The sequence below is a fragment of the Asanoa ferruginea genome (assembly GCF_003387075.1).
GTDB lineage: Bacteria > Actinomycetota > Actinomycetes > Mycobacteriales > Micromonosporaceae > Asanoa > Asanoa ferruginea.
Genome location: NZ_QUMQ01000001.1, coordinates 6,612,496 through 6,638,825, shown reverse-complemented (window position 1 = coordinate 6,638,825; position 26,330 = coordinate 6,612,496). Strand labels below are relative to the sequence as shown.

Sequence of the window (26,330 nt, the reverse complement as noted above, 5' to 3'; positions counted from 1 at the left end):
AGGCTACGTCAGCCCGTCGGCGGCGGAGCCCATTAGCGGGTAGGGGATGAACGTGCTGCGGTTTTCGTCAAGATCGAGCCGGCGGCCGATCGGGGCGGCGGCGCGCTGCGGGCAGGTCAGCCGCTCGCAGGTGCGGCAGCCCGGGCCGATCGGGGTGGCGCCGTCGACCGAGTCGAGGTCGACCCCGGCGGAGTAGACCAGCCGCCCGGCGTGCCGGATCTCGCAGCCCAGCCCGATCGCGAACGCCTTGCCCGGCTGGCCGTAGCCGGCGTGCTGGTGGATGACCGTGCGGGCGATCCACAGATAGCGCTGGCCGTCGGGCATCTCGGCGATCTGGGTGATCACCCGGCCCGGCGCGTTGAACGCCTCGTAGACGTTCCAGAGTGGACACGTGCCGCCCGAACGGGAGAACGGGAAGCCGGTCGCCGACTGCCGCTTGGACATGTTGCCCGCGCGGTCGACCCGGACGAACGAGAACGGCACCCCGCGCGCCTTGGGCCGCTGGAGGGTGGACAGCCGGTGGCAGACGCTCTCCCAGCCCATCCCGAAGTGCTCGGTCAGCAGGCCGATGTCGTAGCGCATCCGCTCGGCCGTCGCGAGGAACACCCCGTAGGGCAGGATCAGCGCGGCGGCGAAATAGTTGGCCAGCCCGACCCGGGTGAGAATCTGCGTCTGGATGTCGTCGAACTTCTCTTCCTCGATGATTTCGTCGATGATGTCGGCGAACTCCAGCATGCCGATCTGGGCGCCCAGCCGAATTGCCTGTTGGCCTGGTCGCAATGACATCGACAAATGCAACGTGCGGGTCTGGGGATAATAGCGGTGCAGGTCGCCACCGAGCCGGTCGTGGTCTTCGCGGACGATCCGCACCCCGTGCACCTCGGCCAGCCGGGCGCGCAGCGTCTCGATCATCTCGCCGCGCCGGATGCCGATCCGCCCCGCCAGCTCCTCGGCCGCCTCGTCGAGCGCCGGCACGTAGTTCTGCCGCCGGTAGAAGAAGTCGCTGACCTGGTCGTGCGGGCTGCGGCCGGCGACCACGTCGCGGTCACCGGCCACCTCGGCGAGCTGCTCGTCGGTCTGCCGGTAGCGCCGGTAGAGGTCGATCACCGCCTCGGCGACCTCCGGCAGCTTGGTGGCGAGCTCGGTGAGGTCGTGCAGGCTGGCCCGGGTCGGCAGGGCCTCGCGCAGGTCGCCGATCAGCCGCGGGGTGTCGTGCGGCGCGAAGAAGGCGGGGTCGACACCGAACACCTCGGTGATCCGCATCAGCACCGGAACGGTCAACGGCCGCGTGTCGTGCTCGATCTGGTTGAGATAGCTCGGCGAGATGCCGAGTTGCCGCGCGAGATCGATCTGGGACACCGCCCGGTCTTCGCGGAGCCGGCGCAGTCTGGCACCGGCAAAGGTCTTGCCCATGCGCACCACCTCCACCATCCGTCGCGATGTTAGCACGTTGCTAAATAGCCTTTCGCAACTTCGCAAAACCGCGCCCGGACTTTTCAATAATTGGCTCGTTCCGTGCCTCGCGAGTCCTTTTGGAACTGTGCGACGGTGACCGCCAGAGGCTTTTCGACTTAAGGAGTCGGCGATGACCATATCGGCGGAGCAGTTGCGGCAGGAGTGGGCGACCGCGCCGCGCTGGCGCGGTGTGGAGCGCACCTACAGCGCGGACGACGTGGTCCGGCTGCGTGGGGCGATCCAGGAAGAGCACACGCTGGCCCGCCGGGGTGCCGAACGACTCTGGTCCCTGCTGCACGACGAAGACTATGTGCACGCGCTCGGCGCGCTCACCGGCAACCAGGCGGTGCAGATGGTGCGGGCGGGGCTCAAGGCCATTTACCTGTCCGGCTGGCAGGTCGCGGCCGACGCCAACCTGGCCGGCCAGACCTACCCGGACCAGAGCCTCTACCCGGCCAACTCGGTGCCCGCCGTGGTCCGCCGGATCAACAACGCGCTGCTCCGGGCCGCGCAGATCACCACCGCCGAGGGCGAGACCGACGTCGAGTGGCTGGCGCCGATCGTCGCCGACGCGGAGGCCGGGTTCGGCGGCGTGCTCAACGCCTACGAGCTGATGTCCGCGATGATCACCGCGGGTGCGGCCGGCGTGCACTGGGAAGACCAGCTCGCGTCCGAGAAGAAGTGCGGCCACCTGGGCGGCAAGGTGCTGATCCCGACCGGCCACCACATCCGCACTCTGGAAGCGGCCCGGCTGGCCGCCGACGTCGCGGGCGTGCCGAGCCTGATCGTGGCCCGCACCGACGCGCACGCCGCCAACCTGCTCACCACCGACATCGACGAGCGCGACCAGCGGTTCCTGACCGGTGAGCGCACCGCCGAGGGCTTCTACCGGGTGCACGCGGGCATCGAGCCGTGCATCGCGCGCGGCCTGGCGTACGCACCGCACAGCGATCTGATCTGGATGGAGACCAGCACACCCGACCTGGAGGAGGCGCGGTCGTTCGCCGAGGCGATCAAGTCGCGCTATCCCGACCAGTTGCTGGCCTACAACTGCTCGCCGTCGTTCAACTGGCGCAAGCATCTCGACGACGCGACGATCGCCAAGTTCCAGCGGGAGCTGGGCCACATGGGGTACGCGTTCCAGTTCATCACCCTGGCCGGCTTCCACGCGCTCAACTACTCGATGTTCGACCTGGCCCGCGGCTACGCGAGCGATGGCATGCCGGCCTATGTGGAGTTGCAGGAGAAGGAGTTCGCCGCCGAGGAGCACGGCTACACCGCCGTCAAGCACCAGCGCGAGGTCGGCACCGGCTACTTCGACCTGATCAGCACGGTGCTCAACCCGGCCGGCGAGACGACCGCGCTGCGCGGTTCAACCGAGGAGGAACAGTTCTGATGAGGATCGAGGTCCTGGGCAACGGGTACGACGAGATCCTTGACCCGAAGGCGCTCGACTTCCTGGTCGCGCTCGACAGCGAGTTCGCCGGCCGCCGGGTGGCGCTCCTGGACACCCGGCGGGCCCGGCGTGCCCGTTACGCGGCCGGCCAGCTCCCGGGTTTCCTGCCCGAGACGGCCCACATCCGCAACGACCCGAGCTGGCGCGTGGCCCCGCCGGCAGCGGGCCTGGTCGACCGGCGGGTGGAGATCACCGGTCCGCCCGACCGGAAGATGACCGTCAACGCGCTCAACTCCGGCGCCAAGGTGTGGCTCGCCGACTTCGAAGACGCGCTGGCACCGACCTGGGACAACCTGATGGGCGGCCAGGCCAACCTGATCGCGGCCCTCGACGGTGAGCTCGACTTCACCGACGCCGCGTCGGGCAAGCGCTACGCCGTCGGCACCGACCCGGCCACCATCGTGGTCCGGCCGCGCGGCTGGCACCTGGCGGAGAAGCACATCGTGGTCGACGGCCGGCCGATCTCGGCGAGCCTGGTCGACTTCGGCCTGCACTTCTTCCACTGCGCGCAGCGGCAGATCGACGCCGGCAAGGGACCCTACTTCTACCTGCCCAAGCTGGAGAGCCACCGCGAGGCGCGGCTGTGGAACGACGTGTTCGTCTTCGCGCAGAACTACCTCGGCATCCCGCAGGGCACCATCCGGGCCACCGTGCTGATCGAGACGATCACCGCGGCGTTCGAGATGGAGGAGATCCTCTGGGAGCTGCGCGAGCACGCGGCGGGGCTCAACGCGGGCCGCTGGGACTACATCTTCAGCATCATCAAGCAGTTCGGCCACCGGTCCGACTTCGTGCTGCCCGACCGCGCCGACGTGACGATGACCGTGCCGTTCCTGCGGTCCTACACCGAGCTGCTGGTCAAGACCTGCCACAAGCGCGGCGCGCACGCGATCGGCGGGATGGCGGCGTTCATCCCGAGCCGCGACCCGGCGGTCAACGAGGTGGCCTTCGCCAAGGTCCGCGCCGACAAGGAGCGCGAGGCCGGCGACGGCTTCGACGGCTCCTGGGTGGCGCACCCGGGCCTGGTCGAGACCTGCTCCGAGGTGTTCACCGGCGTGCTCGGCACCCGGCCGCACCAGCTCGACCGGCAGCGTGACGACGTCGCGGTCAACGCCGACGACCTGCTCGCCGTCGACCTGACGCCGGGCGCGGTCACCGTCGAGGGCCTGCGGTCCAATGTGGCCGTCGCGCTGCGCTATTTCGACAGCTGGCTGCGCGGCACCGGTGCCGCCGCCATCTTCGACCTGATGGAAGACGCGGCCACCGCCGAGATCGCGCGCTGCCAGGTGTGGCAGTGGGTGCACCACCGCACCCCGCTGGCCGGCGGCGACGTGGTCACCGAAGACCTGGTCCGGTCCATCGTGGACGATGAGGAGGCCGGGCTGCGGCCGGCGGCCGCGCGGATCTTCCTGGAGACGGCGCTGGCCGAGGAGTTGCCGCCGTTCTTCACCGCTGACGCCTACGCCCACTATTTGGTCTAGCCGGTGATCCCGGCGGCAGTGGCCTCGGCGGACAAGGCAGACGCCGGGGCCGCTGCCCGTCAGGCGGACTGGCCGGGCAGCGCGGCCAGCACCGCCTCGTCGATCTCGCTCGGGTCGAGCCAGCGGTCATAGCTGGCCACCGCCGCCCCATGGTCGGCGACCCGCACGTAGACGGTGGTGACCGCCCCGGAGCCGGCGGACCAGACGACGGCCAACTCGTGGTGCTCGTGCCGGCCCTCGACCACGGCCAGCGGCAGCGCGGCGGCGGGCAGCCAGTCGACGCCGTCGGTGCCCGGGTGCACCCGCCAGCCGGCGCCGTCGGCCCAGCCCCGCAGCGCGGCCCAGCGGCGCGCGGCGGAGCCTTTGCGCCAGGCCGCCACCGCGACACTCGCCGCGACGGCCGCCACCAGCGCGATCAGGGCGAAAGCCACCATCCGAGGGTACGCGCCGATAGGCTGCGGACCGTGATCCGGCCGGCACTCGACCGCACGATCGACCAGGCGACGTTCACCTTCGACTACCTGGCCACGGACGACCTCGTGGCCGGGCTGTCGAGCACCACCAGGGGCTACTGCGACCTGTCCGGCCCCGTCGTCGCCGCGGAGATCATTACCGACCTGCACCTCGACGGCCTCGCCCGGGTCGTCCGCTCGCGGACCTTCACGCACGGCACGACGCTCTTCCAGCAGGCGTCCGACGACGGCGACTGGGTGGCGCTCGACTCGCACGGCGTCGGGTCCACCGCCCTCGCCGCGCTCTACTGGCTCTACGGTGTCGAGTCCGCGACCGCGGGCGCCGACGGTTTCGCGGTCACGATCTCGTTCCCGCGGCTGCTGACCTCCGCGCCCGAGGCGGTGCGGGCCACCCTCCGCGAGGGGCTGCGCGAGACCCGCCCCGACCTGTTGGACGCCGACGCGACCGGCACCGTCCAACTCGGCGGCGGGCTGGTCCTCGGCCTCACCCTCGACCTGCCGCCGGATCCCGTGCTCGACCATCCGCCGCTGCAGGTCAGGCTGGCGCTGCGGCCGACGCCACGCCGGGCGGTCGACTTCCCCATCCCGTCGGCGCGGATGTCAGCGGAGGCGTTCCTGCGCCTTTACGGGGATCTGTCCTAGGACCACGGCAACGCCGAGCGGTGGCGCCAGTAGTCGTCGGGCGTTTCGGCCGCGGGGAGCGGGCCCGGGTCGGTGATCTCCAGCGCCCGCAGGTTGCTGGCGAGTTGGGCGGTGGTGGCGGCGCCGGAGAGCACCACGTCGACCCAGGGCTGGCGCAGGGCGTGTGCGAGCACCTCGGCGTCGTGATCGGCGAGCCGCCCGTTGGCGAGCGCCTCCTTGATGATCACGTGCCGCCCGGCGGCATGCGCCTCCTCCAGCGCGGGGCCGGCCGAGGGTTCCAGCGGGTTCCAGGTGGCCTGGAAGCTGTGGAACAGCGGCGCGCCGTCGACCTCGACCGCGAGCGCCGAGCGGATCGCGTCGGCCTGCCTGGGGCCGCTGGTCGAGACGCCGATGGTGACGCCGCGGTCGGCCAGGTCGGCCAGGTGCCGGTGCAGGACCGGATCGGTCAACGCCGAACTGTCCGGCGTCAACGAGTGGATCTGGTAGAGATCGAGCCGCGCACCGAGCAACGCCCGCGTCTCGGCGACCTGCCGGTCGAACGTGACGACGCTGTGGTCCTTGGTCTCGTGCACCTTGGCGTCGACCCGCCACCCGGCGACGTAGGTGTAGCCCCACTTGGACCCGACGACGACGTCCGGCCGGTCATCGAGCCAGCTCGCCAGGAACTCCTCGGCCCGGCCGTAGGAGCGGGCGGCGTCGACATAGCGCACCCCGGCGGCGTACGCCGCATCGAGCACCTCGTGGGTCCGGCGGCGCATGGCATCGACGCTGCGCTCGGTGGGCAGGTCGCGGTCGCGCCCGAGATTGATGTAACCCGGCCGTCCCAGGGCGGCGAGCCCCAGCCCGATCCGGTGCACCGGCACGCTCAGGTCCAGTCGATCAAATCCCACCCCGACAGCATGCACCTTGCCCACAGGCGATGCGGTCAGGCCAGGCCGGCGCCCAGTTTGCAGGCAAACGTGAAGCCGACTCACAAATAGGGTCGGCTCGGTAGCCTATGTGGAGTTTGTCATCGTTGGACGGGGGGCGCATGGCCACGGATGGCGCGATCAAAGGTGCTCGTTTCCGGTTCCGCACGGCCTCGGCGGTGATCATGACGAGCGTGCTCGCACTCGCCGTGGGCGCCCAGCCGGCAGCGGCGTCCGACGGGCCGCCCGAAGAGGAGGCCGGGATAGCGTGGACCGCCTGCGAAGGGCTGGAGGAACAGTTCCAATGCGCCCGGGTGCGGGTCCCGCTGGACTGGGACGAGCCCGACGGCGAGCAGATCGAGCTGGCGGTGATCAAGCACCTCGCCAGCCGGCCCGAGGAACGGATCGGCTCGATGTTCCTCAACCCGGGCGGGCCGGGTCAGAGCGGCGTCGGATTGGTGCGCGACGGCGCCGACGACCTCGACGCCTGGGGTGGGGGCCGGTTCGACCTGGTGGGCTGGGACCCGCGGGGCACCAACGACAGCACGCCGGTGCGCTGCTTCACCAGCGACGAGGAACGGGACGCGTTCTGGGCGGGCGTCTCGATCCCCTCCACGCCGGCCGAGTCGGAGGCCTACCAGCAGAAGACGCTCGACCTGGCGAAGCGGTGCGGCGAGCTGAGCGGAAACCTGCTCTCGCACATCACCACCGCCGACACCGCGCGCGACCTCGATCGGCTGCGCGCGCTGGTCGGCGACGAGCAGCTCACCTACGCGGGTCTGTCCTACGGGACGTTCATCGGCCAGACCTATGCCAACCTCTTCCCGGGCCGGGTGCGGGCGATGCTCCTCGACGGCCTGATCAACCCGGTCGACTCCAGCACCAGCGAAGAGGCCAACATCGCCAACGCCGTCTCGTCGGCCGACGAGGTCTTCGAGCAGTTCCTCCTGGCGTGCCAGAACGCGGCTCCCGGTGAATGCGCCCTCGCCGGTCACGGCGAACCGGTCAAGGACCGGGTGGCGGCCCTGTTCGAGCGGACCCGCCAGGCGCCGATCCCGGCGCCCAACGCCGACCCGCCGGGCGAGCTGAGCTACGGCGACCTCCAGGTCTCCACGTTCACCCCGCTGCGCCTCCCGCTCACCTGGCCGCAGTTCGCCGCCGACCTGGACGCGGCCGCCGAGGGCGACGCGTCGGCCCTGGAGACCGCCGCGCGGGCGTTGCAGTCCCCCGTGGGCATGATCGCCTCGACCACGTCGACGGCGATCTCCTGCGGCGACGCGCCCGCCCGGGTGCCGGTGGCCGACTGGCCCCAGCAGATCCCCCGGTTCACCGAGGCCGGCAAGCTGTGGGGATCGGTGCTGGGCTGGTGGCTGTGGGCCCCGTGCGCCTCGGGTTGGCAGGCCGACGCCACCGACCGCTACACCGGGCCGTGGAACGCCACGACCCCGAACCCCATCCTGCTGATGGGCGCCCGCTACGACCCCGGCACGCCCTACCGCAACGCGGTCAGCGCCGAGCAGCGGCTGGGCAACGCGGTGCTGGTCACGCTCAACGGCTACGGCCACCCGAGCTACCAGGTGCCCAGCGCGTGCATGGACAAGCTGCGGGTGAGCTACCTAGTCGATCTCGTCACCCCGCCGCGTGGCACGGTCTGCCAGCCCGACGAGGCACCGTTCGGCTAAAGACGCGGACGTCGACATCGCCCACCCGGCAACGGGTGGGCGATCGTCATTCGGCCACCTGGATCTCCACGCGGTGCCGCAGGTAGTCGTCGGTGCTCTCCCGGGCGATCCGGGTCGCCTCGGCGACCAGATCGTGCAGCTCCGGCCGGCTGCCATGGGGGCGAAGATCCAGTCCCAGCAGGATGCAGCGGCGCACGTCGATATTCTCGGTGGCGACGAACACCCGCAGCGCCGTCTCGCCGTAGCGGCGGTCGAGATCGGCGTATTGATCGAGCTCGGCCTGGCTGGCCGCGGTAGGAGTGCGGGTGCCGGGCGCAGCCCGCGCCAGCGGTGCGAACCATTCATTCCGGGCCGTGGCCCCCGCCACGGCCTTGCCGATCGACCGCCGCGCCGCGTGCTGCCAGGAACGCCGGTCGCGCGGGGTGTCTCCGGCCGGTTGCGGGTGCTCGGCGCCGACCAGGTCGAGCAGCTCGGCCAGCACGGCCGGATACGAGGCGTCCGCGGCGCGGTCCGGCAACGGTTGAAACGACACCACGGATCCAGTCTTGCCTATCCCGGCAAGGCGTGGGCGATGTCGTTGGCGTGGTCGGTGACCGATGCGCCGGTCACCGTCGCGCGCAGCGGCAGGATTTCCAGGCATCGGCGCACGGCGGCGCCCATCAACGGGTTCGGCACCCGCAGTGACACCGTGCAGTGCGGCACCCAGCGGCCCGGCCGGTATTGCTCCCAGACCTCGACACCGCCCGCGGCGAGGCGGTCGTGCACCACCCGGTGCCGGTCGAGCAGCGCGGCCGTCGGGGTGATGCCGAGCCACAGCACCCGGCCCACGAACTGGCCGACGAAGTCGAGGTCGAGCACCAGGCCACGGCCGACCGCGGTGTCGCCGAGCGCCGCCGCGACCGCCTCGGGTGACAGGCGGCTGGCCGCCGCCAGCGAGACGTGCGGGCGGTGCCTGGAATCCTGGAGTGACGCCAGCGTGGGGATGCCCTCGGCCTCGAGCGCCTGCCACAGGGCCCGCAGGCGGCGGGTGGCGTCGGTGTCGAGGTAGAGCTCGAGCGCGGCGACCAACTCAGCGTGCCGCGGTGATCCGGACCAGCGTGCCGGCCGGGCCGCTCTCGATCTGGAGTTCGTGGCTGGTCTGCTGGGCGATCCAGAGGCCCATGCCGCCGACCGGCGACGGCGTCGGGCGCTCCTGCCTCGTCAGGAAGGACTCCGCGGGGAAGCCGGCGCCGCTGTCGCGGACCTCGCAGACCAGGTCGTCGGCGACGGAAACCAGGCGGAGCCGGCCGGCACCACCGCCGTGCCGGATCGCGTTGGTCATCACCTCGTTGACCGCGGCGACGAAGTCGTCGACGCCGTCGGCGGCCATGCCGTGCCGGGCCGCCTCCTCGGCGATCTGGCGGCGCAGCAGGGCGACGCCGGCCCGGTCGAAGGCCGCCGCCAGGATGACCTGCGGCTCGGGCTGTGCGGGCGGGCCGAGCCGGCGGATCGCGAGCAGGGCGGTGTCGTCGCTGGGCCGCTCCTCCCCCACCGCCAGCATCAGTGCCGTGCACACCTCGTCGGGCTGCCCGGGCCAGACGGTGGCCCGCAGCCGCTCGAGGCCCACGTCGATCGACTCGTGCCGGCGCTCGACCAGGCCGTCGGTGTAGCAGACGAGCAGCGCGCCGGGCGCGAAGTCGACCACGGTGGTGCGCCGGCCGGTCGCCGGGCGGCCCATGCCCAGCGGCACGTCGGTCGGCGCGGTCAGCAGCTCGGCGCGGCCGCTCGGGTCGACGAGCACCGGCTGCGGATGGCCGGCGACCGAGATGTGGATCCGGTCGCGCTCCGGGGGGATCATCGCGTAGAGCACGGTGGCCAGGTTGCCGGTCTCGAAGTGGTGCACCTTCGCGTCGAGGTGCTGGAGCGCGTCGGCGGGGTCGGCGCAGACCAGCGCGTAGGCCCGCAGCGCGCTGCGCAGCCGGCCCATCACGACGGCCGACATCAGGCCGTGGCCCGACACGTCACCGACGACCACGCCGAGCCAGCCGGACGGGAGGGCGAACACGTCATACCAGTCGCCGCCGACGCCGGCGTCGTGGCCGGGCAGGTAGCGGGCCGCCATCTCGACGCCGGAGACCTCGGCGAGTGCCGTCGGCAGCAGGCTGCGCTGGAGGGCGAGGGCGGTGGTGCGGTCGACGTTGCCGGCCCGGCTGTGGGTGGCCACGCTGGCCCGGTCGGCGACCATCTCCAGCAGGCGGACGTCGTCGGGGGTGAAGGCGCGCGGCGCGATGGTGCCGACGTGTAGGACGCCGGCCAGCTCGCCGCCGCCGAAGATCGGGACGCCGAGCACCGACTGGACGCCCCGGCCGCGCACCAGCGGGCTGGTGTCGCCGTCGAGGGCCACGTCGTCGATCACCATCGGCCGCCGGTCGCGGGCGATCCGGCCGGCGAAGCCGCGCCCGATCGGCAGCCGCAGCCCCGCTTCGAAGTCGTCGCCGAGCCCCATGGCGGCGGTGGCGACGAGCTGCCGGGCGTGTGCGTCGAGGAGCAGGACCACCGCGGTGTCGACCCCGAGCAACTCCCGGACCCGGTCGAGGAGCTCGGCGAGGAGGTCGTCGACATCGAGCCGGGAGAGCGCGGCATCGGTGACGGCTTCGAGCCGCCGGAGCCGCTCGTCGCTGTCAGTCGCCGCGTCGATCACGCGAACAGCGTAAACCCGGAAGCGGTGGGGGGCGCACTCACGCACCCCCCACCTCATGGTCAGCTTCCGAACACTTCCAGGTTGAAGAGCGAATAGCCGTAGGCCGTGCCCCGCGCGGTGCCGTTGATCCGCAGATAGCGGCCGCTCGCGGTCAGGCCGGTGTTGTCGTCCTCACCGCCGTTGCCACCCGTCACGGACCGCACCGTGGTCCAGGTGGTGCCGTTGGGCGAGGTCTGTATCTGGTACGCCGAGCCGTAGGCGGCCTCCCAGAGCAGCCGGACCCGGCTGATCGAGTAGGTCTGCCCCAGGTCGACCTGGATCCACTGCGGGTCGCTGAACGCGCTGGACCACCGGGTCGTGGTCGAGGCGTCCACCGCGAGCGATGCCGGGAACGCGGCGTTCTCCACGCTCGATGCCGTCGCCGGCTTGTTGAGCGCCACGTTGGTCGCCGTCGGCGGCTGGCCGCCACCGCCGTAGACCTCGAAGGAGAACAGCGAGTAGCCCCACGCCGTGCCGCGCGCGGTGCCGTAGATCCGGACGTACCGCCCACTGGCGTTCAGACCGGTGTTGTCGTCCTCGCCGCCGTTGCCACCGGTGATCGTCCGCGCGACGGTCCAGGTGGTGCCGTTGGTCGAGGTCTCGATCCGGTACGCGGACCCGTACGCGGCCTCCCACTGCAAACGCACGCGGTCGATCGCGTAGGTCTGGCCGAGGTCGACCTGGATCCACTGCGGGTCGGCGAACGCGCTGGCCCACCGGGTGGTGGCCGACGCGTCCACGGCCGCCGACGCCGGATAGACGTCGGCCTCGACGCTCGACGCCGTCGCCGGCTTGTTGAGCGCCAGGTTGGTGCCGGTCGGCGGGGTGCCGCCGGAGGTGAACGCGAACGAGTCGACGTTGAACAGCGCCGCACCGCCACCGCCGGTGAACACCAGGAACAGCGGCGCGGAGCCGGTCGGCGCCGTGATCGTGCCGGTCACGTCGGCGAACGTGTCGAACGAGCCGGTCGCCGCCACCGTGGCCGTGCCGACCACCGCGCCCGTCGCGGAACCCGACCGCAGCGTGAGCGTGCCGCCACCACCGGCCGGCGCCGACACCCGGGCGGTGAACCCGGTCGCGAGCCCCGACAGGTAATAGGGGGTGAACGAGATCCAGTCGCCGTTGCTGATGTTGCCGACCGCGCTGCCACCCTGGGCCGCCGCCGACGTCACGATGCTGACGCCCGACTGGTTGCCGAAGTGCTCGGCCTGGCGCTGCCGGGGTTGCATGACCACCGGGGTCGCGTTGATCGCGGTGGTCGAGCCCGGCGGCGTGTAGGCCGCGTTGATGATGCCGAAGATGTTCGACGAGACGTCGTGCTCGCCGTCGACCGTCGTCTGGATGGTGCCCGAGCAACCGGTCACGTTGGTGATCGGGTGGCCGTGCGAGTCGTGCCCGAGCACGTAGGTCACCGTGACCCGGGAACAGTCGATCGTCGGGTTGGCCGGGTCGGTCACGTTGACCGTGAACGGCACCTGGTCACCGAAGTTGAACAGCCGGCCGGCCTGTGGCACCGACACCGAGATCGTCGGCCCACCCACGGTGATCACCACGCTGGCCGTTGCGCTGGCCCCGGAGGGATCGCGCACCGTCAGCGTCGCCGTGTATTGCCCGTTGGCCGCGTAGGTGAACGCCGGGTTCGCCGCCGTGGAGTCGACCGACCCGTTGGTCTGGAAGTCCCAGGCGTAGGTCAGCGGGTTGCCGTCCGGGTCGGTCGACCCGGCCGAGGAGAACTGCACGGCCAGCGGCGCGGTGCCGCCGGTCGGGTTGCCCGACGCCACCGCCACGGGCGGCCGGTTGCCGCCGGTGACCTGGTATTCGATCCGGTAGACGGCCGAGTTGGCGTCGCCGCCGAACCAGCCGGTGCCGTAGTCGAGCACGTAGAGCGCGCCGTCCGGGCCGAACTCGTAGTCCATCACCTGGGTCCCGGTCCACGGGAAGTTGGTGATGGTGCCCGGCGTGCCGTTGGCGTTGATGTTGATGGTCTTGATGAACCGGCGGCCGAACTCGGTGGCGAAGAACTTCCCGTCGTAGGAGGGCGGGAACTTCACGGCCGAGTTGAGCCCGGCGTTGTAGCGGTAGACCGCGCCACCCATCGGCGAGAGGCTGCCGCAGCAGATGCCCGGCGGGTCCTGCCCGCCGCCGTACGGCAGCCACGCCGCCCGCGACGCCGGCAGGGTGGTCAGGCCCGTGTTGTTGCGCGAGTTGTTGGTCGGGCCACCGGCGCAGTTGTAGAGGCCAAGCGACGGTCCACTGGGGAACGTGTACTCGTTGTAGGGGGTGTTGTAGTTGGAGCAGTAGGGCCAGCCGTAGTTGCCGGGCTGGGTGATCCGCTCGTAGGCGACCGTGCCGGCCGGCCCGCGGTTGGGGTCGGCGGTGCCGGCGTCCGGCCCGTAGTCACCCAGGTAGACGATGCCGGTCGCCTTGTCGACGCTCATCCGGAACGGGTTCCGGAAGCCCATCGCGTACACCTCGGGCTTGGTGTTGGCGGTGCCCGGGGCGAACATGTTGCCGGCCGGGATGGTGTAGCCACCGGCCGCCGACGGCTTGATCCGGAGCACCTTGCCGCGCAGGTCGTTGGTGTTGCCCGCGGAGCGCTGCGCGTCGAAGGCCGGGTTGCGGTCGGTGCGCTCGTCGATCGGCGCGTAGCCGGCCGAGTCGAACGGGTTGGTGTCGTCGCCCGTCGACAGGTAGAGGTTGCCGGCCGCGTCGAAGTCGATGTCGCCACCGACGTGGCAGCACTGGCCGCGGCTGGCCGGCACGTCGAGGACGGTCACCGCCGACGCCGGGTCGATCGTGTTGTCGGCCCGCACGGTGAACCGCGCCAGCCGGTTGACGCCGTCGAACGGCGCGAACTGCGCCGCGGTGCCGGTGGTCGGCGAGTCACCGCCCGGTGTGGACAGTGGTGGTGCGTAATAGAGGTAGACCCACCGGTTGGTGGCGAAGCCGGGGTCGGCCTTGATGCTCTGTAGGCCTTCCTCGTCGTGCGAGTAGACCGGCAGCGTCAGCGCCAGCTTGGTGTTGCCGGCCGCGTCGGTGTAGCGAACCGTGCCGTCCCGCGAGGTGTGCAGCACGCCCCGGTCGGGCAGCACGGTCAGGCCCATCGGCTCACCGGTCTCGGCGACGCCCTTGGCCAGGGTCACCTGGGCGAAGCTGCCCGGCGGGTCGACCGGTCCGGAGCCGACCGAGCAGTTTCCGGTGCCCTGTGCCGCATACCGGATGCCGCCCAGCAGGTGGGTCCGGAAGTTGGCCTCGGTGTAGCTCTCCTGGGTGTGTCCCAGGCCCGAATACCAGGTGCGACCGCCGTCGTAGGCGCGACACCAGGCGATCGGGTGATCGCCCATCCCGCCGCCCGTGTAGGTCGACTCGTCGAGGTTGGCCAGCACGTGCACGTTGGCCCGGGGGTTGGTGCGGTAGCTGTAGAGCTCGTCGGTGCGCACCCAGTTGGTCGGCAGGCCGGCGGTCGACGGGTGGCTGCCGTCTTCGATCCGCACGGTCACCTGCTGGATGGCCGGGTGCTGGAGGAAGTAGGCACCGACCAGGTTGCCATACCAGGGCCAGTCGTATTCGGTGTCGGCCGCCGCGTGGATGCCCGCGTAGCCGCCGCCGGCGCGGACGTAGCCCTCGAAAGCGGTCTGCTGTGCGGCGTTGAGCACGTCGCCGGTGGTGGACAGGAAGATGACGGCCTGGAAGCGGGCCAGGTTTGCGGCAGTGAACTGGTTGGCGTCTTCGGTGGCCTCGACAGTGAAGTTGTTCTGCGCGCCCAGTTGCTGGATCGCGGCGATTCCCGCCGGGATCGAGTCGTGCCGGAACCCCGCCGTTTTGCTGAAAATCAGCACGGAGAAGTCGGCCGCGAGAGCGGGTGTCGCCGGTATTCCGACGAGTGCCGCTGCCACCAGGGCGACGCAGAGCAGCGCTCTGCGCAACATGATCGGACCTTTCTCATGGGGACGGTCATGAAGCGTGCGCCGACCACGCCGTGCCCACACGATGGCCGATAGAGCGCTCTCCGTCAATCCCTTGGAGAAGGAAGGAACCCTTACTGAGGCACGACCCGATGGCCCACGATGGCCACGAGCAACAGAAAAAGCGCCAGCAGGGGTACGGCCCAGCGGGCCGCCTCGAACAGTGCCGCCGCGACCGTCGCACCGGCGGTCAGCGCGGCGAGTTGGCCGATGGCGATGGCCCGGGTGCCGCGGCGGCCGGTGACCAGATCGTGCACCGCTCCGGTGAGGGTGCCGGTCAGGTAGGTGGTCGACTCGTGCAGCCAGCCGGCGACCACGCTCTGGGTGCCCATCGCCACGCTGGCCGTGGCGAGCAGCAGCAACCGGGTGGTGCGGCCGGGCTCGCCGTCGGTGGCGATCCAGCCCGCGGTGAGCGCGGCCAGCAACGCCAGCTCGACCAGCAGGTGGCCAGGCCAGCGGAACCGCGGCACGAGCAGGGCCAGCGCCACGCCGGCCGCGTAGCCGGCGACGGCGACCGCGGGAGCGGCGAACGCGTGATCGTTGATGGTGCCGATGCCGAGGCCGGCGGTGACCAGGTTGCCGGTGATGATGCTCGCGAAGGCGCCACCCAGGCCGGCGATGGCGAGCAGGTCGACCGCGCCGGCGCAGGCGGCAAGACTGAGCGAGGTGACCCGGCGCCCGCCGCGCCGGGCCAACCTCGCCAGCACCACGAGGCCCACCGTACCCGTGAAATGGGACTAAGGGGTCAAAACATCAGAACTGGCCGTTGGAGCCGCACTTGACGCCCTGGTCGACGCAGTTGCGCACCCGCTCGGCGAGCGCCTTCGGCTCCCAGGCGTTGAAGAAGTCCGCGTGCATCGAGAAGCCCGTGCCGGAGGACAGCTTGATGCCGGTGGTGTCGGTGCTCAGCGGATAGCCGATGACGAAGGACACCGACGGAATCGCCACCGGGAACTTGCCCGAGCACTTTCCCTGCCGGTCGGCCGGGCCGACGTGCGACTTGTGGTCGGGGCTGTCCAGGTGCACGCCGTCCCAGCAGTCGGGGAAGGTGACCTGGCGGACCAGGTTGGCGGTCTTCGCGCAGACCGGCCACTCGCCGTCGGGCGTGCGGCCGACCTCGCCGCCCATGCCCGCGCACCAGAAGTGGTTGCCCTGCTTGTCGGGCGTGTCCTTCTGGTTCTTGGCGTCACCGGTGATCATGCGGAAGCCGAACGGGAACGGCACCGTCTTGCTCGGGTCCTTCAGCCTGGATCCATAGTAGACAGTGACGCCACTGGGCAGCACCGGCTTGCCGTCCTTGAGCAGCGTGGGGATCCAGTAGGCCGAGTGGTCCTGGGCCGGCGTGCAGGTGGTCTTCTTGTTGGCGAACAGCGAGGCGGCGGTGGAGTTCGCGTCGGTGCTCGTGTTGCCCATGAACGTGTGGTTGTGCGAGGCGCCCGCCAGCCCCGGCGCGACGATCGGGTCGTCGTTGTTGCGGTGGCTCACCTTGCAGGAAGCGTTGAACTCGGGAACGGTCACCGGGTTGTTGGTGATCTTCCGCGGCTTCATCGCGAAGAACGCCTTGACGTCGGCCGCCTGCTTGGCCGGGTCGACGTTGACCCACCCGGGCCGCTTGGCGGGCGGCGGCGGCGCCGGCGCCTTGGTGGCTGCCGGCGGAGTGGGCGATTGCGTCGCGGTCGCGGTCGGCCCGGCGGACGGCGTGCCGAGCAGCGCGGCGTCGGCCGCGTCCCCGACGGCCGCGGCCTCGACGGCACCGGTGTTGCTCGCCGACGGGGCGGCCGGCTTGGCGTTGGCCGTGGTGACCGCGATCGTCGCGGCGACGGCGGCGACCACCGCGACCGCGGTGACGAGGGTGGAGCGCCGGCGCAGAAACGGGCGCCGGGGTGAGCTTTCGTCTGACATCGAGGCCTCTCGGAGCCGATCAGTGTGGGGCAGCCCGAACTTTAGGTACGGGTGATCGCCGAGAGGCGAACCTTAAGTCGAACATAAGAAGGCCTTACAGATCACTCCGGCGGCCTTCGCGATGTCTGCCGTGGATAACACAACTTCCGGGTCGAACTCGCCGTCGTCAGGCCGTTTCGAGCACCGGGGCGGCCCGGCGCGGCAGCAGCGCCGCCGCTACCGCGATGACGACCGCGACCGCCAGCACGCCGATGAAGACGTGGTGCACGGCGGGCACGAGCTTAGCGGGATCGGCGTCGCTGCCGCGCAACGTGGCGTTGGCGACCGCGCCGAACACGGCGGTGCCCAGCGCGCTGCCCATCGACCGCAGGAACATGTTGTTGGCGGTGACCACGCCGCGCTCCTTCCAGCCGACGCTGGACTGGGAGGCGATCAGCGTGGGGCTGACCGTGAGGCCCATCCCGAAGCCGATCACCAGGCTGGTCGCGCCGACCTGCCAGACGCTGGTGTCGCCGTCGAGCAGCAGAAGCAACGCCGCGCCGACCACGATGATCGCCGACCCGGTCATCGCGCAGGCGCGGAAGCCGAACCGCAGGTAGACCCGGCCCGACTGGGAGGCCGCGATCGGCCAGCCGAGCGTCAGGGCGGCGAGCGCGAGCCCGGCCACCAGCGGACCGACACCGATCACCACCTGGGCGTACGTCGGCACGTAGGAGCTCAGGCCCAACAGCACCGCGCCGGCGCCCGCCGAGACCACCCCGCTGGACACCAGCAGCCGGCGGCGGAACACCCACAGCGGCAGCACCGGCTCGCTGCTGCGCCGCTCGACCAGCAGGAAGGCAGCGAGCAGCAACGCGCCCGCGCCGAGGATCCCGATGCTGGCCGTCGAGTCCCAGGCCCAGGCCTGGCCGCCTTCCAGCACGCCGAGGATCACCAGGGTCAGCCCGGCGGTCAACAGCACCGCGCCCGGGTAGTCGATCACCGGGCGGGCCGGCGTCCGGCGCTCGTGGTAACTGTGCATGATCATCCAGCCGGCGAGCACGCAGAGCGGCAGGTTGACGAAGAAGATCCAGCGCCACGAGACGTACTCGCTGAAGACGCCGCCCAGAGTCGGGCCGACCACCGAGGAGATGCCCCACACGCTGGCGACGTACCCCTGCACCTTGGCCCGTTCTTCGACCGTGTAGAGGTCGCCGACGATGGTCACGGTGGCCGGTGCGATGGCGCCGGCGCCGAGCCCCTGCACGACCCGGAAGACGATCAGCATGGCCATGCTGGTCGCGAAACCGCAGAGCAGCGAGCCCACCAGGAAGACCCCGATGCCCCACAGGATCACCGGCTTGCGGCCGAACAGATCGGCCAGCTTGCCGTAGACCGGAACGGTGACCGCCTGGGCCAGCAGGTAGATCGAGAACAGCCAGGGGAACTGGCTGAATCCGCCGATGTCGTCGACCACCGACGGGACGGCGGTCGCGATGATGGTCGAGTCGATGGCGACCAGGGCGGTGGAGAGCATCACCGCGGCGAGGACCGGTCCGCGTTCGGACCGGAACCCGACGCCACTGTGTACGGCGGAGGCAGCAGGCACGTTTTCCCACAATCCACCCGGATGAGTGACAGCGCCAGGGTGTGCCCGATCACTCCCGTCTCATGTGATCACCTTCATGTCATGACTCCTTGGCTACTGGCTGTTGTCACGGCGCTGACTGTCGGTATCGGACCCACGGCGGCTGCCACCCCGGATGCCGCCGCCCCGGAGGCCACCCCGGTCAGCACCAACGGCGCCCTGCACGTCTGCGGTGTGCGCCTGTGCAACCGGTTCGGCCAGCAGGTGCAACTGCGCGGCATGTCGACACACGGCATCCAGTGGTATGCCAACTGCGTCAACGCCAAGTCGCTGGACGTGCTCGCCAAGGACTGGAAGGCCGACGTCCTGCGGGTCTCGATGTATGTCCAGGAAGACGGCTACGCCAGCAACCCGAAGAAGTTCACCGAACTCGTCGACGACTACATCGACCTCGCCACCGAGCGCGGCCTCTACGTCATCGTCGACTGGCACATCCTCGACCCGGGCGACCCGAAGGCCAACCTGAGCCGGGCCAAGACCTTCTTCACCGAGATCGCCAAGCGGCACCGGACCGCCGACAACATCCTCTACGAGATCGCCAACGAGCCCAGCGACGTCTCCTGGAGCCGGATCCGGTCGTACGCCGAAGAGGTCATCCCGATCATCCGCGCGCAGGATTCCGACGCGGTCGTGCTGGTCGGGACCCGGGCCTGGTCGTCGCTGGGCGTGTCAGAGGACGCCGACGAGCGCGAGGTGGTCAACAACCCGGTGCGGGCGACCAACGTGATGTACACGTTCCACTTCTACGCGGCCTCGCACGGCCGGATCTACCTGGACACGCTGACCCGGGCGGCCGACAAGCTGCCGATGTTCGTCACCGAGTTCGGGACACAGACCTACACCGGCGACGGCGGCAACGACTTCACCCGTTCGCAGCAATACCTGGACCTCATGGCCAGCAAACGGATCAGCTGGACCAACTGGAACTGGAGTGACGACAAGCGCTCCGGCGCGGTGTTCAAGAAGGGCACCTGCAAGGCCGGCACCTACGCCGACCCCGCGCAGCTCAAGCCCGCCGGCACCTGGGTCCGCGACCGGATTCGCAGCGGCCGGATCGCCAGTTCCGCACCGGGAGAGCTGGCCCCCGCGTAGCGTCGGAAAATGGTGGACGAGCAGCGATATCTCCCCATCGGCGAGCATGGCCTCATCGGCAACCTCAGGACCGTGGCCCTCGTCGGGACCGATGGCACCATCGACTGGTGCTGCATCCCGCGCTTCGACTCGCCGAGCGTGTTCGCCTCGATCCTCGACCGTGACAAGGGCGGCTTCTTCTCCCTGACCACAGACGTCCCGGCCAACACGCGGCAGTTCTACTTCCCCGACACCAACGTGCTGATCACCCGCTTCCTCTCGGAGGACGGCGTCGCCGAGATCCAGGACTACATGCCCGTGCCGGCCGACAACGCCGAGACCGACCACCACCGGCTGATCCGGCGGGTCCGGTGCGTACGCGGCGAACTGCCGTTCCGGGCGCACATCGCACCCCGCTTCGACTACGGGCTGCAACCGCACACGGCGCGCCAGGAGGGCACCCGGGCGATCTTCGAGTCGGCGTCGCTGAGCCTGGCGCTGAACGCGACCGCGCCCTTCGAGTTGGTCGACGGCGACGTGATCAGCTCGTTCCGGCTCAAGCAGGGCGAGTCGGAGGTGTTCTGCCTCGAGCGCGCCGACACCGCCAACTCGGTCCCCTACGGCAACGCCGAGGAGGCCGAGGAGGAGTTCACGGCGACCGTCGCCTACTGGCGGCGCTGGCTGTCGCAGTCGCGCTACCGCGGCCGGTGGCGCGAGGCGGTGCACCGCTCGGCGCTGACCCTCAAGCTGATGACCTACGCACCGACCGGCGCGATCGTCGCGTCGCCGACCACCAGCCTGCCGGAGCGCCTCGGCGGCAGCCGCAACTGGGACTACCGCTACGTCTGGGTCCGCGACGCGGCCTTCTGCACCTACTCGCTGCTGCGGCTCGGCTTCACCGAGGAGGCCGACGCGTTCATGGGCTTCCTCGCCGCCCGGGTGCGGGAGAGCGACGCCGATCCGGAAGGCCCGCTGCAGATCATGTATCGGATCGACGGCAGCGACACGCTCTCCGAGCGCCTGCTCGACCACTTCGAGGGCTACGAGGGCTCCGCGCCGGTGCGGGTCGGCAACGACGCGGTCAACCAGCTCCAACTCGACATCTACGGCGCGCTGGTCGACTCGATCTACCTCTACAACAAGTGGGGCCAGCCGATCTCCAGCGGCGTCTGGGACGGCGTGACCACGTTCGTCGAGTGGGTCTGCAAGAACTGGGACCAGCCCGACGAGGGTGTCTGGGAGACCCGCGGCGGGCGGCGCAACTTCCTCTACTCCCGGCTGATGTGCTGGGTCGCCATCGAGCGGGCGATCCGGGTCGCGCACCAGCGCGGGTTGCCGGCCGACCTGGTCCGCTGGGGAGCGGCCCGGGACGCCATCTACCACCAGATCATGGACCGGTTCTGGGACCCGGACCTGAAGGCGTTCGTGCAGCACCGCGACGGCCACGTGCTCGACGCGTCAGTGCTGATGATGCCGCTGTCGAAGTTCATCGCGCCGTCGGACCCGAAGTGGCTGAGCACCCTCGACCTGCTCGGCGACACGCTGGTCTCCGACTCCCTCGTCTACCGTTACGATCCCCACCTGGCGCCGGACGGCCTGGAGGGCGAAGAGGGCACGATGTCGATCTGCACGTTCTGGTATGTCGAGGCGCTGTCCCGCGCCGGCCAGGTCGACGAGGCCCGGCTCGCGTTCGAAAAGATGATCACGTACGCCAACCACCTCGGCCTGTACGCGGAGCAACTCGGCCCGACCGGCGAACACCTCGGCAACTTCCCGCAGGCGTTCACGCACCTGGCCCTGATCAGCGCGGCCTTCAACATCGACCGCGCCCTCGGCTGACCGTGCAGACGTTCCTGCCCTTCCCCGACTTCCTCCGGTCGGCCGAGGTGCTCGACCCGCCCCGGCTCGGCAAGCAACGGGTGGAGAACGTGCAGATCCTGCGCGGCCTCACCGTCGCCGGGCACGGCTACCGGCACCACCCCGCGGTCAAGATGTGGGCCGGGTACGAGGAGGCGCTGGTCCGCTACGGCCTGATCGTGGCCGACGTGTGGACGGCGACCGGCCGCGCCGACACCAGCGCCGCGACGCTGACCACCGACCTGGCCGCCGCGTGCGGCATCACCGAGGTCCGCGACGTGCAGGCGTTGGGCGCCGCCGGCGACCTGCCGCCCTGGCTGGGCGACGAGGCCTTCCACCGGTCACACCAGTCGGCGCTGATCCGCAAGGACGCCGCCCTCTACGGCCCGATCTTCGGCGACGTGCCGCCGGACCTGACCTATGTCTGGCCGGCGTCCGACCGGCCCAACGGCTGCGCTCCCCCGAGCTGACGCTCGAGCCAAGCGAACACCCGCTCGTCGGTCAGGGCTCGGCCGAGCGGCTGGCAGTGCAGGTTGGCGCCCTCCTCGGCGGTGAACTCGACCCGGTGCGCGCGGTCGCCCAGCAGCTCGGCGAGCTGCTTCGACTGGCCTGGCCAGAACTGCTCGCCCTCCGGGTCGGTGATCAACAGCGGGGTACTGATCTGGGCGGCGGTCTCGTCCGTGAGCTTGTACTCGCGGATCTCGTTGAACAGATCGAACCAGTCCGAAGCCGCCTTGTACGGGCGTGAGCGGAAGGCAAGCGTGCGGCGCAGCTTGGGCACCGCCGTAGCGAACTTCAGGTCCCGGTCGAAGGCGGCCCGGTCGCCCTTGTCGAGCAGGCCGCGCATGCTCTTGCCGAGCGGGCCGGTCCAGGTGGTCGACACGTCCACGACCCCGGGATCGACCACGGCCGCCATGAGGCGGTGTTCGAAGGCGAGCGCCCGTGGCAGCCAGTAGCCGCCCTGGCTGACGCCGTAGCCGGTGAGCGCGGCCGGGTCGACGTCGGCGCGGCCGGCCAGCACGTCGACCACCGGCGTCAGGACCGCCTCCCAGTCGGGGCGGAACGAGGTCTTGCGTTCGAACAGCATCGACTGCTGCCCCGGGCCGTCGTAGACGAACGCGTTCCAGCCACGCCGCAGCGCTCCGGCGACGGCGTTGCCCCAGAGGCCGCTGATCGAGCCGTCGCTGCCGTTGGTGATCACCAGGGTCGGCCGCCGGGCGCCGGACGCGTCGGGCCGCAACAGGAAGCCGGGCAGGGTGCCGCCCTCGTAGGGCACGTCGACGCGGACATGCGCGCCATCCGCGCAGTCGATGAAGCCGTCCCAGGCCGTGCGATGGGCGCGGAACGCCAGCAGCAGCGCCGGTTCGTCGTCGAGTTCGGACAGCGATTCGACGGCGCAGGCCCAGTAGTTGGCCGCCCGCAGGTAGGCCGATCCGGCGCCGACCTGGTCGCCCTGCTCGCGCGACCGCTCGGCATAGCCGGCGACCCGGGTCGCGGTCGCCGCCCAGGCCGACCGCCAGCTGTCGTGGTCGGAGATCCGCTCGAGCGTGGCGAGGACCTCGCCGACGTCGCTGCCGCCGTGCACGGCCCGCCCGAGGACGCCGCGGGCCTGGTAGTCGAGGCCCTGGTCGCGGAAGAAGCCCTTCGAGAACGCCGTGTTCGTCGCCATCAGCTCACGCTACGTAGCCGCCTGTCGTCACCCCGCGTGAACACGCCGGGGCGCCGTGATGTCGGTAACGATGGCGTACCCGGTTGGTTTGTCGTAACCTGCCGGAAGTCACAACGGGAGCTCGGAGCACCGGGCTGAGAGGGCGGCTGACGCGCCGCCGACCGTCGGAACCTGTCCGGGTAATGCCGGCGTAGGGAGCATCAAACGTGTCCTCTTCCACCGCCGTCGCGGCGCCGACCACGGCCGAGGCCGGCCGGACCCTCGGCTTCCGCGACACCACCGGGCTCTTCGGCAGCCTCGGCGTCAGCCTGCTCCTGCCGGTCGCGGCCACCTTCGCGGTGCTGCCGGGCCGGCCGCTGTGGGTCACCGTGCTGGCCATCGTGGTCGGCGCCGTCATCGGCTCGGTCCTGCTCGGCCTCGGCGCCGCCGCCGGTGCCCGGGAAGGCGCGCCGACCATGGTCCTGCTCCGCGGGCTGCTCGGCCGCCGGCTGTCCTACCTGCCCACCGTGCTCAACCTGGCGCAGTGCGTGGGCTGGGCGACGTTCGAGATCTTCATCATGGCCTCGGCCGCGGCCAAGGTGCTGCACGCACCGAAGTGGCCGTTCGTGCTGCTCGCGGGCGTCGCCGCCACCCTGATGGCGCTGCGGCCGCTGGGCGCCGTCCGGCTGCTGGCCCGCTACGCGATCTGGGCCGCCCTGATCGCCGGCGCCTATCTGTTCGTCGAGGTGCTGCGCGCCGACCCGCAACCGCTGACCGGCGAGGGCGGCTCGTTCTGGACCGCGGTCGACGTGGTCATCGCGATGCCCGTCTCCTGGTTCCCGATGGTCGCCGACTACACGCGCTACACCCGCGGCGGCCGGGCCGCCTTCGCCGGCACCTCGATCGGGTACGGCGCCGCGACCATCGCCTGCTTCGTGCTGGGTGTCCTGGCGCTGTCCGCCTACGGCGCCGGCGGGCTCGACGTGGTCGACGCGCTGCTCGCCGTGCCGCTGGGCGCGGTGGCGCTGGCCGTGCTGCTCGTCGTCGAGGTCGACGAGGCGTTCGCCAACGTCTACTCGACGGCGGTGTCGGCCAACAACATCGTCGAGCGGATCGACCGCCGGGTCCTCGTGGTCGCCGTCGGCACCCTCGCCACGCTGCTCGCGCTGGCCGTCGACATCGTCTCCTACGAGCCGTTCCTGTTCCTGATCGGCGCGGTCTTCGTGCCGCTGGTGGGGGTGTTCGCGATCGCCTACTTCGTGCTGCCGCGCGGCCGCTGGAACGTCTCCGCGACCGCGCCGGGCCGGCCCTGGCTGCTGCTGCCCTGGGCGGCCGGGTTCGTCGCCTACCAGCTCACCCTGCCGACGTTCTTCCCGGACGCCGGTCGACAGTGGACGGACTGGTGGCTGGCGCGACAGCAGGACCTCGGCATCGATCCCGCCAACGGCTTCTCCGCCTCGCTGGTCAGCCTCGCGGTCGCCGCTGTGCTGACCGCCCTGATGCTGCTGCCGGGCCGGCTGCGGAGCGCCCGATGATCGGGCGGTTGCACGTGGTCACCGACGCGGCCGGTGGCCGGGCGGCGCTCGACGCCGTGCGGGCCGCGCTGTCCGGCGGGGCGCCGGTGGTCCAGGTGCGCACCAAGACCGGCAGCGACCGGGAACGCCTGGCGTTCGCCCGGGAGGTGGTCGTGCTCTGCCGCGCGGCGGGCGCCCAGTGCATCGTCAACGACCGGGTCGACCTGGCCCTGGCCGCCCGCGCCGACGGCACCCACGTCGGCGCCGACGACCTGCCGGTCGAGGTGGTGCGCCGGATCGCCGGCCCGTCCCATCTGGTCGGCGGCACCGCGCGCGACCCGGAGCGGGCGGCGGAACTGGTCGCCGCGGGCGCCGACTACCTCGGCGTCGGCCCGGCGTTCGCCACGTCCACGAAGGACGGTCTGCCCGACCCGATCGGGCCCGACGGTGTCGCGGCCGTCGCCGCCGCCGTCCGGGTGCCGGTGATCGCGATCGGTGGGCTCACCGCCGCGCGGGTGCCGCTGCTGCGTGCCGCGGGGGCGCACGGGGTCGCGGTGGTGTCGGCGGTGTCCGGCGCGGCCGATCCGGCGGCGGCCACCCGGGAGCTGCTCGCCGCGCTGGACGCCTCGTGACCGTGCTGGTTGCCGGTGGCGGGCTGATCGGGCTCGCGGTCGCCTGGCGCGCGGCCCGGCGCGGGCTGGCCGTGACGGTCGTCGACGAGGATCCCGGCAGCGGTGCGTCGCGGGCGGCTGCCGGGATGCTGGCCCCGCTCACCGAGGCGGCCTACGGGGAAGACGCGCTGCGCGCCCTGAGCCGGGAGTCGCTGGCCCGCTATCCGGCGTTCCTCGCCGACCTGGCCGGCGACGGCGGCGGGACCGTGCGGCTGCGTACCGCCGGAACGCTCGAGGTCGGCTTCGACGCCGACGACATGGTCTCGCTCGACCGGCTGCACGCCTACTACGTCGAGTCGGGCCTGCCGGTCGAACGGCTCACCGCCAGCCAGGCCCGGCGCCGCGAACCGGCGCTGAGCCCCCGGGTGCGCGGCGCGCTGCACGCACCCAGCGACCACTCGATCGAGCCCCGCGCGCTGCACGCCGCCCTGCTCGCCGCCGCGTCCACCGTTGGTGTCCACATCGTCCGGTCGAGGATCGCCGCCCTGACCGTCGACAACGGGCGCGCGACCGGTCTGCGGCTGGCCGACGAGTCCCAGATCGCAGCCGACCAGGTGGTGCTCGCGTTGGGCGCATGGAGTGGCACGCTGCCCGGCGCTCCCCCGCTGCCGGTCCGCCCGGTCAAGGGGCAGATCCTGCGGCTGCGCGGCGACGACGGCCTGCTCGCCGGCACGGTGCGGGCGCTGGTCCGCGGCCAGCACGTCTACCTGGTGCCCTACGCCGAGGACCGCCTCGTCGTCGGCGCGACCAGCGAGGAGCGCGGGTTCGACCCGACGGTCACCGCCGGCGCCGTCCACGACCTGCTCCGCGACGCCATCGAGGTGGTGCCCGGCGTCGCCGAGCTCGAGCTGGTCGAGACGCTGGCCCGGTGGCGCCCGGGCACCCCCGACAACGCACCGCTGCTCGGCCCGTCGGCGCTGCCCGGGCTGGTGCTGGCCACCGGCCACCACCGCAACGGCGTGCTGCTCACCCCGGCGACCGCGGACGCGATCGCCGACCTGCTGACCGGAGGGACGCTGCCCGCCTACGCGGCACCGTTCACCTCGGACGGGAGAGATCTATGACGCTGACCGTCAACGGCGAGACCGTCGAGCTGGACCCGGCGGTGACCGTGGCCGGGCTGGTCGAGGCGCGCACCGACCAGCGACGGGTCGCGGTGGCCCGCAACGGCGAGGTGGTGCCGCGCGGCGAGTGGGCGACCACCGTGCTGGCCGAGGGCGACGAGGTGGAGATCCTCGCCGCGCAGGCGGGCGGGTGAC

At 71.3% G+C, this 26,330-nt stretch carries 21 protein-coding genes, 1 pseudogene and 1 riboswitch; of the genes and pseudogenes, 11 read left to right on the top strand and 11 right to left on the bottom strand.

The features are described 5' to 3' along the window. Positions 1-3: 3 nt before the first annotated feature. Positions 4-1,413: a short-chain fatty acyl-CoA regulator family protein gene (locus tag DFJ67_RS30980; protein WP_116076842.1), complete on the bottom strand. Its 1,410-nt coding sequence runs from the start codon at positions 1,411-1,413 to the stop codon at positions 4-6. Between the two features lie 172 nt (positions 1,414-1,585). Between DFJ67_RS30980 and aceA the strand changes: the two genes are divergently transcribed. Together aceA and aceB are read left to right on the top strand one after the other, a co-directional pair. Beyond that, positions 1,586-2,851 carry an isocitrate lyase gene (gene aceA, locus DFJ67_RS30975; protein ID WP_116071563.1) on the top strand — a complete coding sequence of 422 codons (1,266 nt, stop codon included), beginning with the start codon at positions 1,586-1,588 and terminating at the stop codon, positions 2,849-2,851. Then, entirely contained in the window at positions 2,851-4,392 is a 1,542-nt protein-coding gene (aceB, locus tag DFJ67_RS30970; RefSeq protein ID WP_116071561.1) for a malate synthase A, read from the top strand. Before aceA ends, aceB begins: the two co-directional genes overlap by 1 nt. A gap of 59 nt (positions 4,393-4,451) precedes the next feature. Here aceB and DFJ67_RS30965 read toward each other — a convergent pair whose 3' ends face one another. Further along, positions 4,452-4,823 carry a hypothetical protein gene (locus DFJ67_RS30965; protein WP_147315670.1) on the bottom strand — a complete coding sequence of 124 codons (372 nt, stop codon included), beginning with the start codon at positions 4,821-4,823 and terminating at the stop codon, positions 4,452-4,454. Between the two features lie 33 nt (positions 4,824-4,856). Between DFJ67_RS30965 and DFJ67_RS30960 the strand changes: the two genes are divergently transcribed. After that, a complete protein-coding gene (locus DFJ67_RS30960) occupies positions 4,857-5,507 on the top strand; it encodes a hypothetical protein (protein WP_116071557.1) in 651 nt (216 codons plus the stop codon). On the opposite strand, the gene DFJ67_RS30955 is transcribed toward DFJ67_RS30960, so the two are convergent. Beyond that, positions 5,504-6,397, bottom strand: coding sequence for an aldo/keto reductase (locus tag DFJ67_RS30955; RefSeq protein ID WP_116076840.1), 894 nt, complete (start codon positions 6,395-6,397; stop codon positions 5,504-5,506). The genes DFJ67_RS30960 and DFJ67_RS30955 overlap by 4 nt on opposite strands. 140 nt (positions 6,398-6,537) lie before the next feature. Between DFJ67_RS30955 and DFJ67_RS30950 the strand changes: the two genes are divergently transcribed. After that, complete coding sequence (locus tag DFJ67_RS30950; protein WP_170216063.1) at positions 6,538-8,097, top strand: alpha/beta hydrolase; 1,560 nt, start codon at positions 6,538-6,540, stop codon at positions 8,095-8,097. A 46-nt stretch (positions 8,098-8,143) separates the two neighbouring features. Here DFJ67_RS30950 and DFJ67_RS30945 read toward each other — a convergent pair whose 3' ends face one another. From DFJ67_RS30945 to DFJ67_RS30915, 7 genes are all read right to left on the bottom strand, one after another. After that, positions 8,144-8,632 (bottom strand): hypothetical protein, encoded by a 489-nt coding sequence (locus DFJ67_RS30945; RefSeq protein ID WP_116071553.1) that lies wholly within the window; start codon positions 8,630-8,632, stop codon positions 8,144-8,146. A gap of 14 nt (positions 8,633-8,646) precedes the next feature. After that, entirely contained in the window at positions 8,647-9,165 is a 519-nt protein-coding gene (locus DFJ67_RS30940; RefSeq protein ID WP_116071550.1) for a 2'-5' RNA ligase family protein, read from the bottom strand. A 1-nt stretch (position 9,166) separates the two neighbouring features. Continuing rightward, a complete protein-coding gene (locus tag DFJ67_RS30935) occupies positions 9,167-10,777 on the bottom strand; it encodes a SpoIIE family protein phosphatase (protein WP_239096986.1) in 1,611 nt (536 codons plus the stop codon). A gap of 59 nt (positions 10,778-10,836) precedes the next feature. Beyond that, positions 10,837-14,745, bottom strand: coding sequence for a ThuA domain-containing protein (locus tag DFJ67_RS30930; RefSeq protein WP_116071548.1), 3,909 nt, complete (start codon positions 14,743-14,745; stop codon positions 10,837-10,839). A gap of 110 nt (positions 14,746-14,855) precedes the next feature. After that, positions 14,856-15,491, bottom strand: coding sequence for a DUF1275 family protein (locus tag DFJ67_RS30925; protein ID WP_170216061.1), 636 nt, complete (start codon positions 15,489-15,491; stop codon positions 14,856-14,858). Between the two features lie 43 nt (positions 15,492-15,534). After that, entirely contained in the window at positions 15,535-16,683 is a 1,149-nt protein-coding gene (locus tag DFJ67_RS30920) for a DUF1996 domain-containing protein (protein WP_203783152.1), read from the bottom strand. Positions 16,684-16,849: 166 nt separating this feature from the next. Continuing rightward, positions 16,850-18,271 carry an MFS transporter gene (locus tag DFJ67_RS30915; protein ID WP_239096987.1) on the bottom strand — a complete coding sequence of 474 codons (1,422 nt, stop codon included), beginning with the start codon at positions 18,269-18,271 and terminating at the stop codon, positions 16,850-16,852. A 132-nt stretch (positions 18,272-18,403) separates the two neighbouring features. Here DFJ67_RS30915 and DFJ67_RS30910 point away from each other — a divergent pair. The 3 genes and pseudogenes from DFJ67_RS30910 to DFJ67_RS30900 all read left to right on the top strand — a co-directional run. Then, positions 18,404-19,402, top strand: a pseudogene (locus DFJ67_RS30910) (glycoside hydrolase family 5 protein); the annotation flags it as partial. Between the two features lie 9 nt (positions 19,403-19,411). Next, complete coding sequence (locus DFJ67_RS30905; protein ID WP_116071540.1) at positions 19,412-21,220, top strand: glycoside hydrolase family 15 protein; 1,809 nt, start codon at positions 19,412-19,414, stop codon at positions 21,218-21,220. Between the two features lie 2 nt (positions 21,221-21,222). Continuing rightward, a complete protein-coding gene (locus DFJ67_RS30900; RefSeq protein WP_116071538.1) occupies positions 21,223-21,708 on the top strand; it encodes an MSMEG_6728 family protein in 486 nt (161 codons plus the stop codon). On the opposite strand, the gene DFJ67_RS30895 is transcribed toward DFJ67_RS30900, so the two are convergent. Continuing rightward, positions 21,657-22,907, bottom strand: a complete 1,251-nt coding sequence (locus DFJ67_RS30895; RefSeq protein WP_116071536.1) for an alpha/beta hydrolase family protein — start codon at positions 22,905-22,907, stop codon at positions 21,657-21,659. The two genes, DFJ67_RS30900 and DFJ67_RS30895, sit on opposite strands and share 52 nt — an antisense overlap. Positions 22,908-23,010: 103 nt before the next feature. Next, positions 23,011-23,122: riboswitch (TPP riboswitch) on the top strand. Here DFJ67_RS30895 and DFJ67_RS30890 point away from each other — a divergent pair. From DFJ67_RS30890 to thiS, 4 genes are all read left to right on the top strand, one after another. Then, positions 23,114-24,421 (top strand): purine-cytosine permease family protein, encoded by a 1,308-nt coding sequence (locus DFJ67_RS30890; RefSeq protein ID WP_116076836.1) that lies wholly within the window; start codon positions 23,114-23,116, stop codon positions 24,419-24,421. Its footprint overlaps the riboswitch before it by 9 nt. After that, positions 24,418-25,032 carry a thiamine phosphate synthase gene (gene thiE, locus DFJ67_RS30885; protein ID WP_116071534.1) on the top strand — a complete coding sequence of 205 codons (615 nt, stop codon included), beginning with the start codon at positions 24,418-24,420 and terminating at the stop codon, positions 25,030-25,032. The genes DFJ67_RS30890 and thiE overlap by 4 nt, the downstream gene beginning before the upstream one ends. After that, positions 25,029-26,135 (top strand): glycine oxidase ThiO, encoded by a 1,107-nt coding sequence (gene thiO, locus DFJ67_RS30880; protein WP_116071532.1) that lies wholly within the window; start codon positions 25,029-25,031, stop codon positions 26,133-26,135. The genes thiE and thiO overlap by 4 nt, the downstream gene beginning before the upstream one ends. Then, positions 26,132-26,329, top strand: coding sequence for a sulfur carrier protein ThiS (gene thiS / locus DFJ67_RS30875; protein WP_116071530.1), 198 nt, complete (start codon positions 26,132-26,134; stop codon positions 26,327-26,329). The genes thiO and thiS overlap by 4 nt, the downstream gene beginning before the upstream one ends. Position 26,330: the final 1 nt, after the last annotated feature.

What these genes read in the sequence shown, in the direction of transcription:
- DFJ67_RS30980 (WP_116076842.1), bottom strand. Translation starts at nt 1,413, where the DNA reads ATGGGCAAGACCTTTGCCGGTGCCAGACTGCGCCGGCTCCGCGAAGAC.
- aceA (WP_116071563.1), top strand. Translation starts at nt 1,586, where the DNA reads ATGACCATATCGGCGGAGCAGTTGCGGCAGGAGTGGGCGACCGCGCCG.
- aceB (WP_116071561.1), top strand. Translation starts at nt 2,851, where the DNA reads ATGAGGATCGAGGTCCTGGGCAACGGGTACGACGAGATCCTTGACCCG.
- DFJ67_RS30950 (WP_170216063.1), top strand. Translation starts at nt 6,538, where the DNA reads ATGGCCACGGATGGCGCGATCAAAGGTGCTCGTTTCCGGTTCCGCACG.
- DFJ67_RS30930 (WP_116071548.1), bottom strand. Translation starts at nt 14,745, where the DNA reads ATGTTGCGCAGAGCGCTGCTCTGCGTCGCCCTGGTGGCAGCGGCACTC.
- DFJ67_RS30920 (WP_203783152.1), bottom strand. Translation starts at nt 16,683, where the DNA reads ATGTCAGACGAAAGCTCACCCCGGCGCCCGTTTCTGCGCCGGCGCTCC.
- DFJ67_RS30905 (WP_116071540.1), top strand. Translation starts at nt 19,412, where the DNA reads ATGGTGGACGAGCAGCGATATCTCCCCATCGGCGAGCATGGCCTCATC.
- DFJ67_RS30895 (WP_116071536.1), bottom strand. Translation starts at nt 22,907, where the DNA reads ATGGCGACGAACACGGCGTTCTCGAAGGGCTTCTTCCGCGACCAGGGC.
- thiE (WP_116071534.1), top strand. Translation starts at nt 24,418, where the DNA reads ATGATCGGGCGGTTGCACGTGGTCACCGACGCGGCCGGTGGCCGGGCG.
- thiS (WP_116071530.1), top strand. Translation starts at nt 26,132, where the DNA reads ATGACGCTGACCGTCAACGGCGAGACCGTCGAGCTGGACCCGGCGGTG.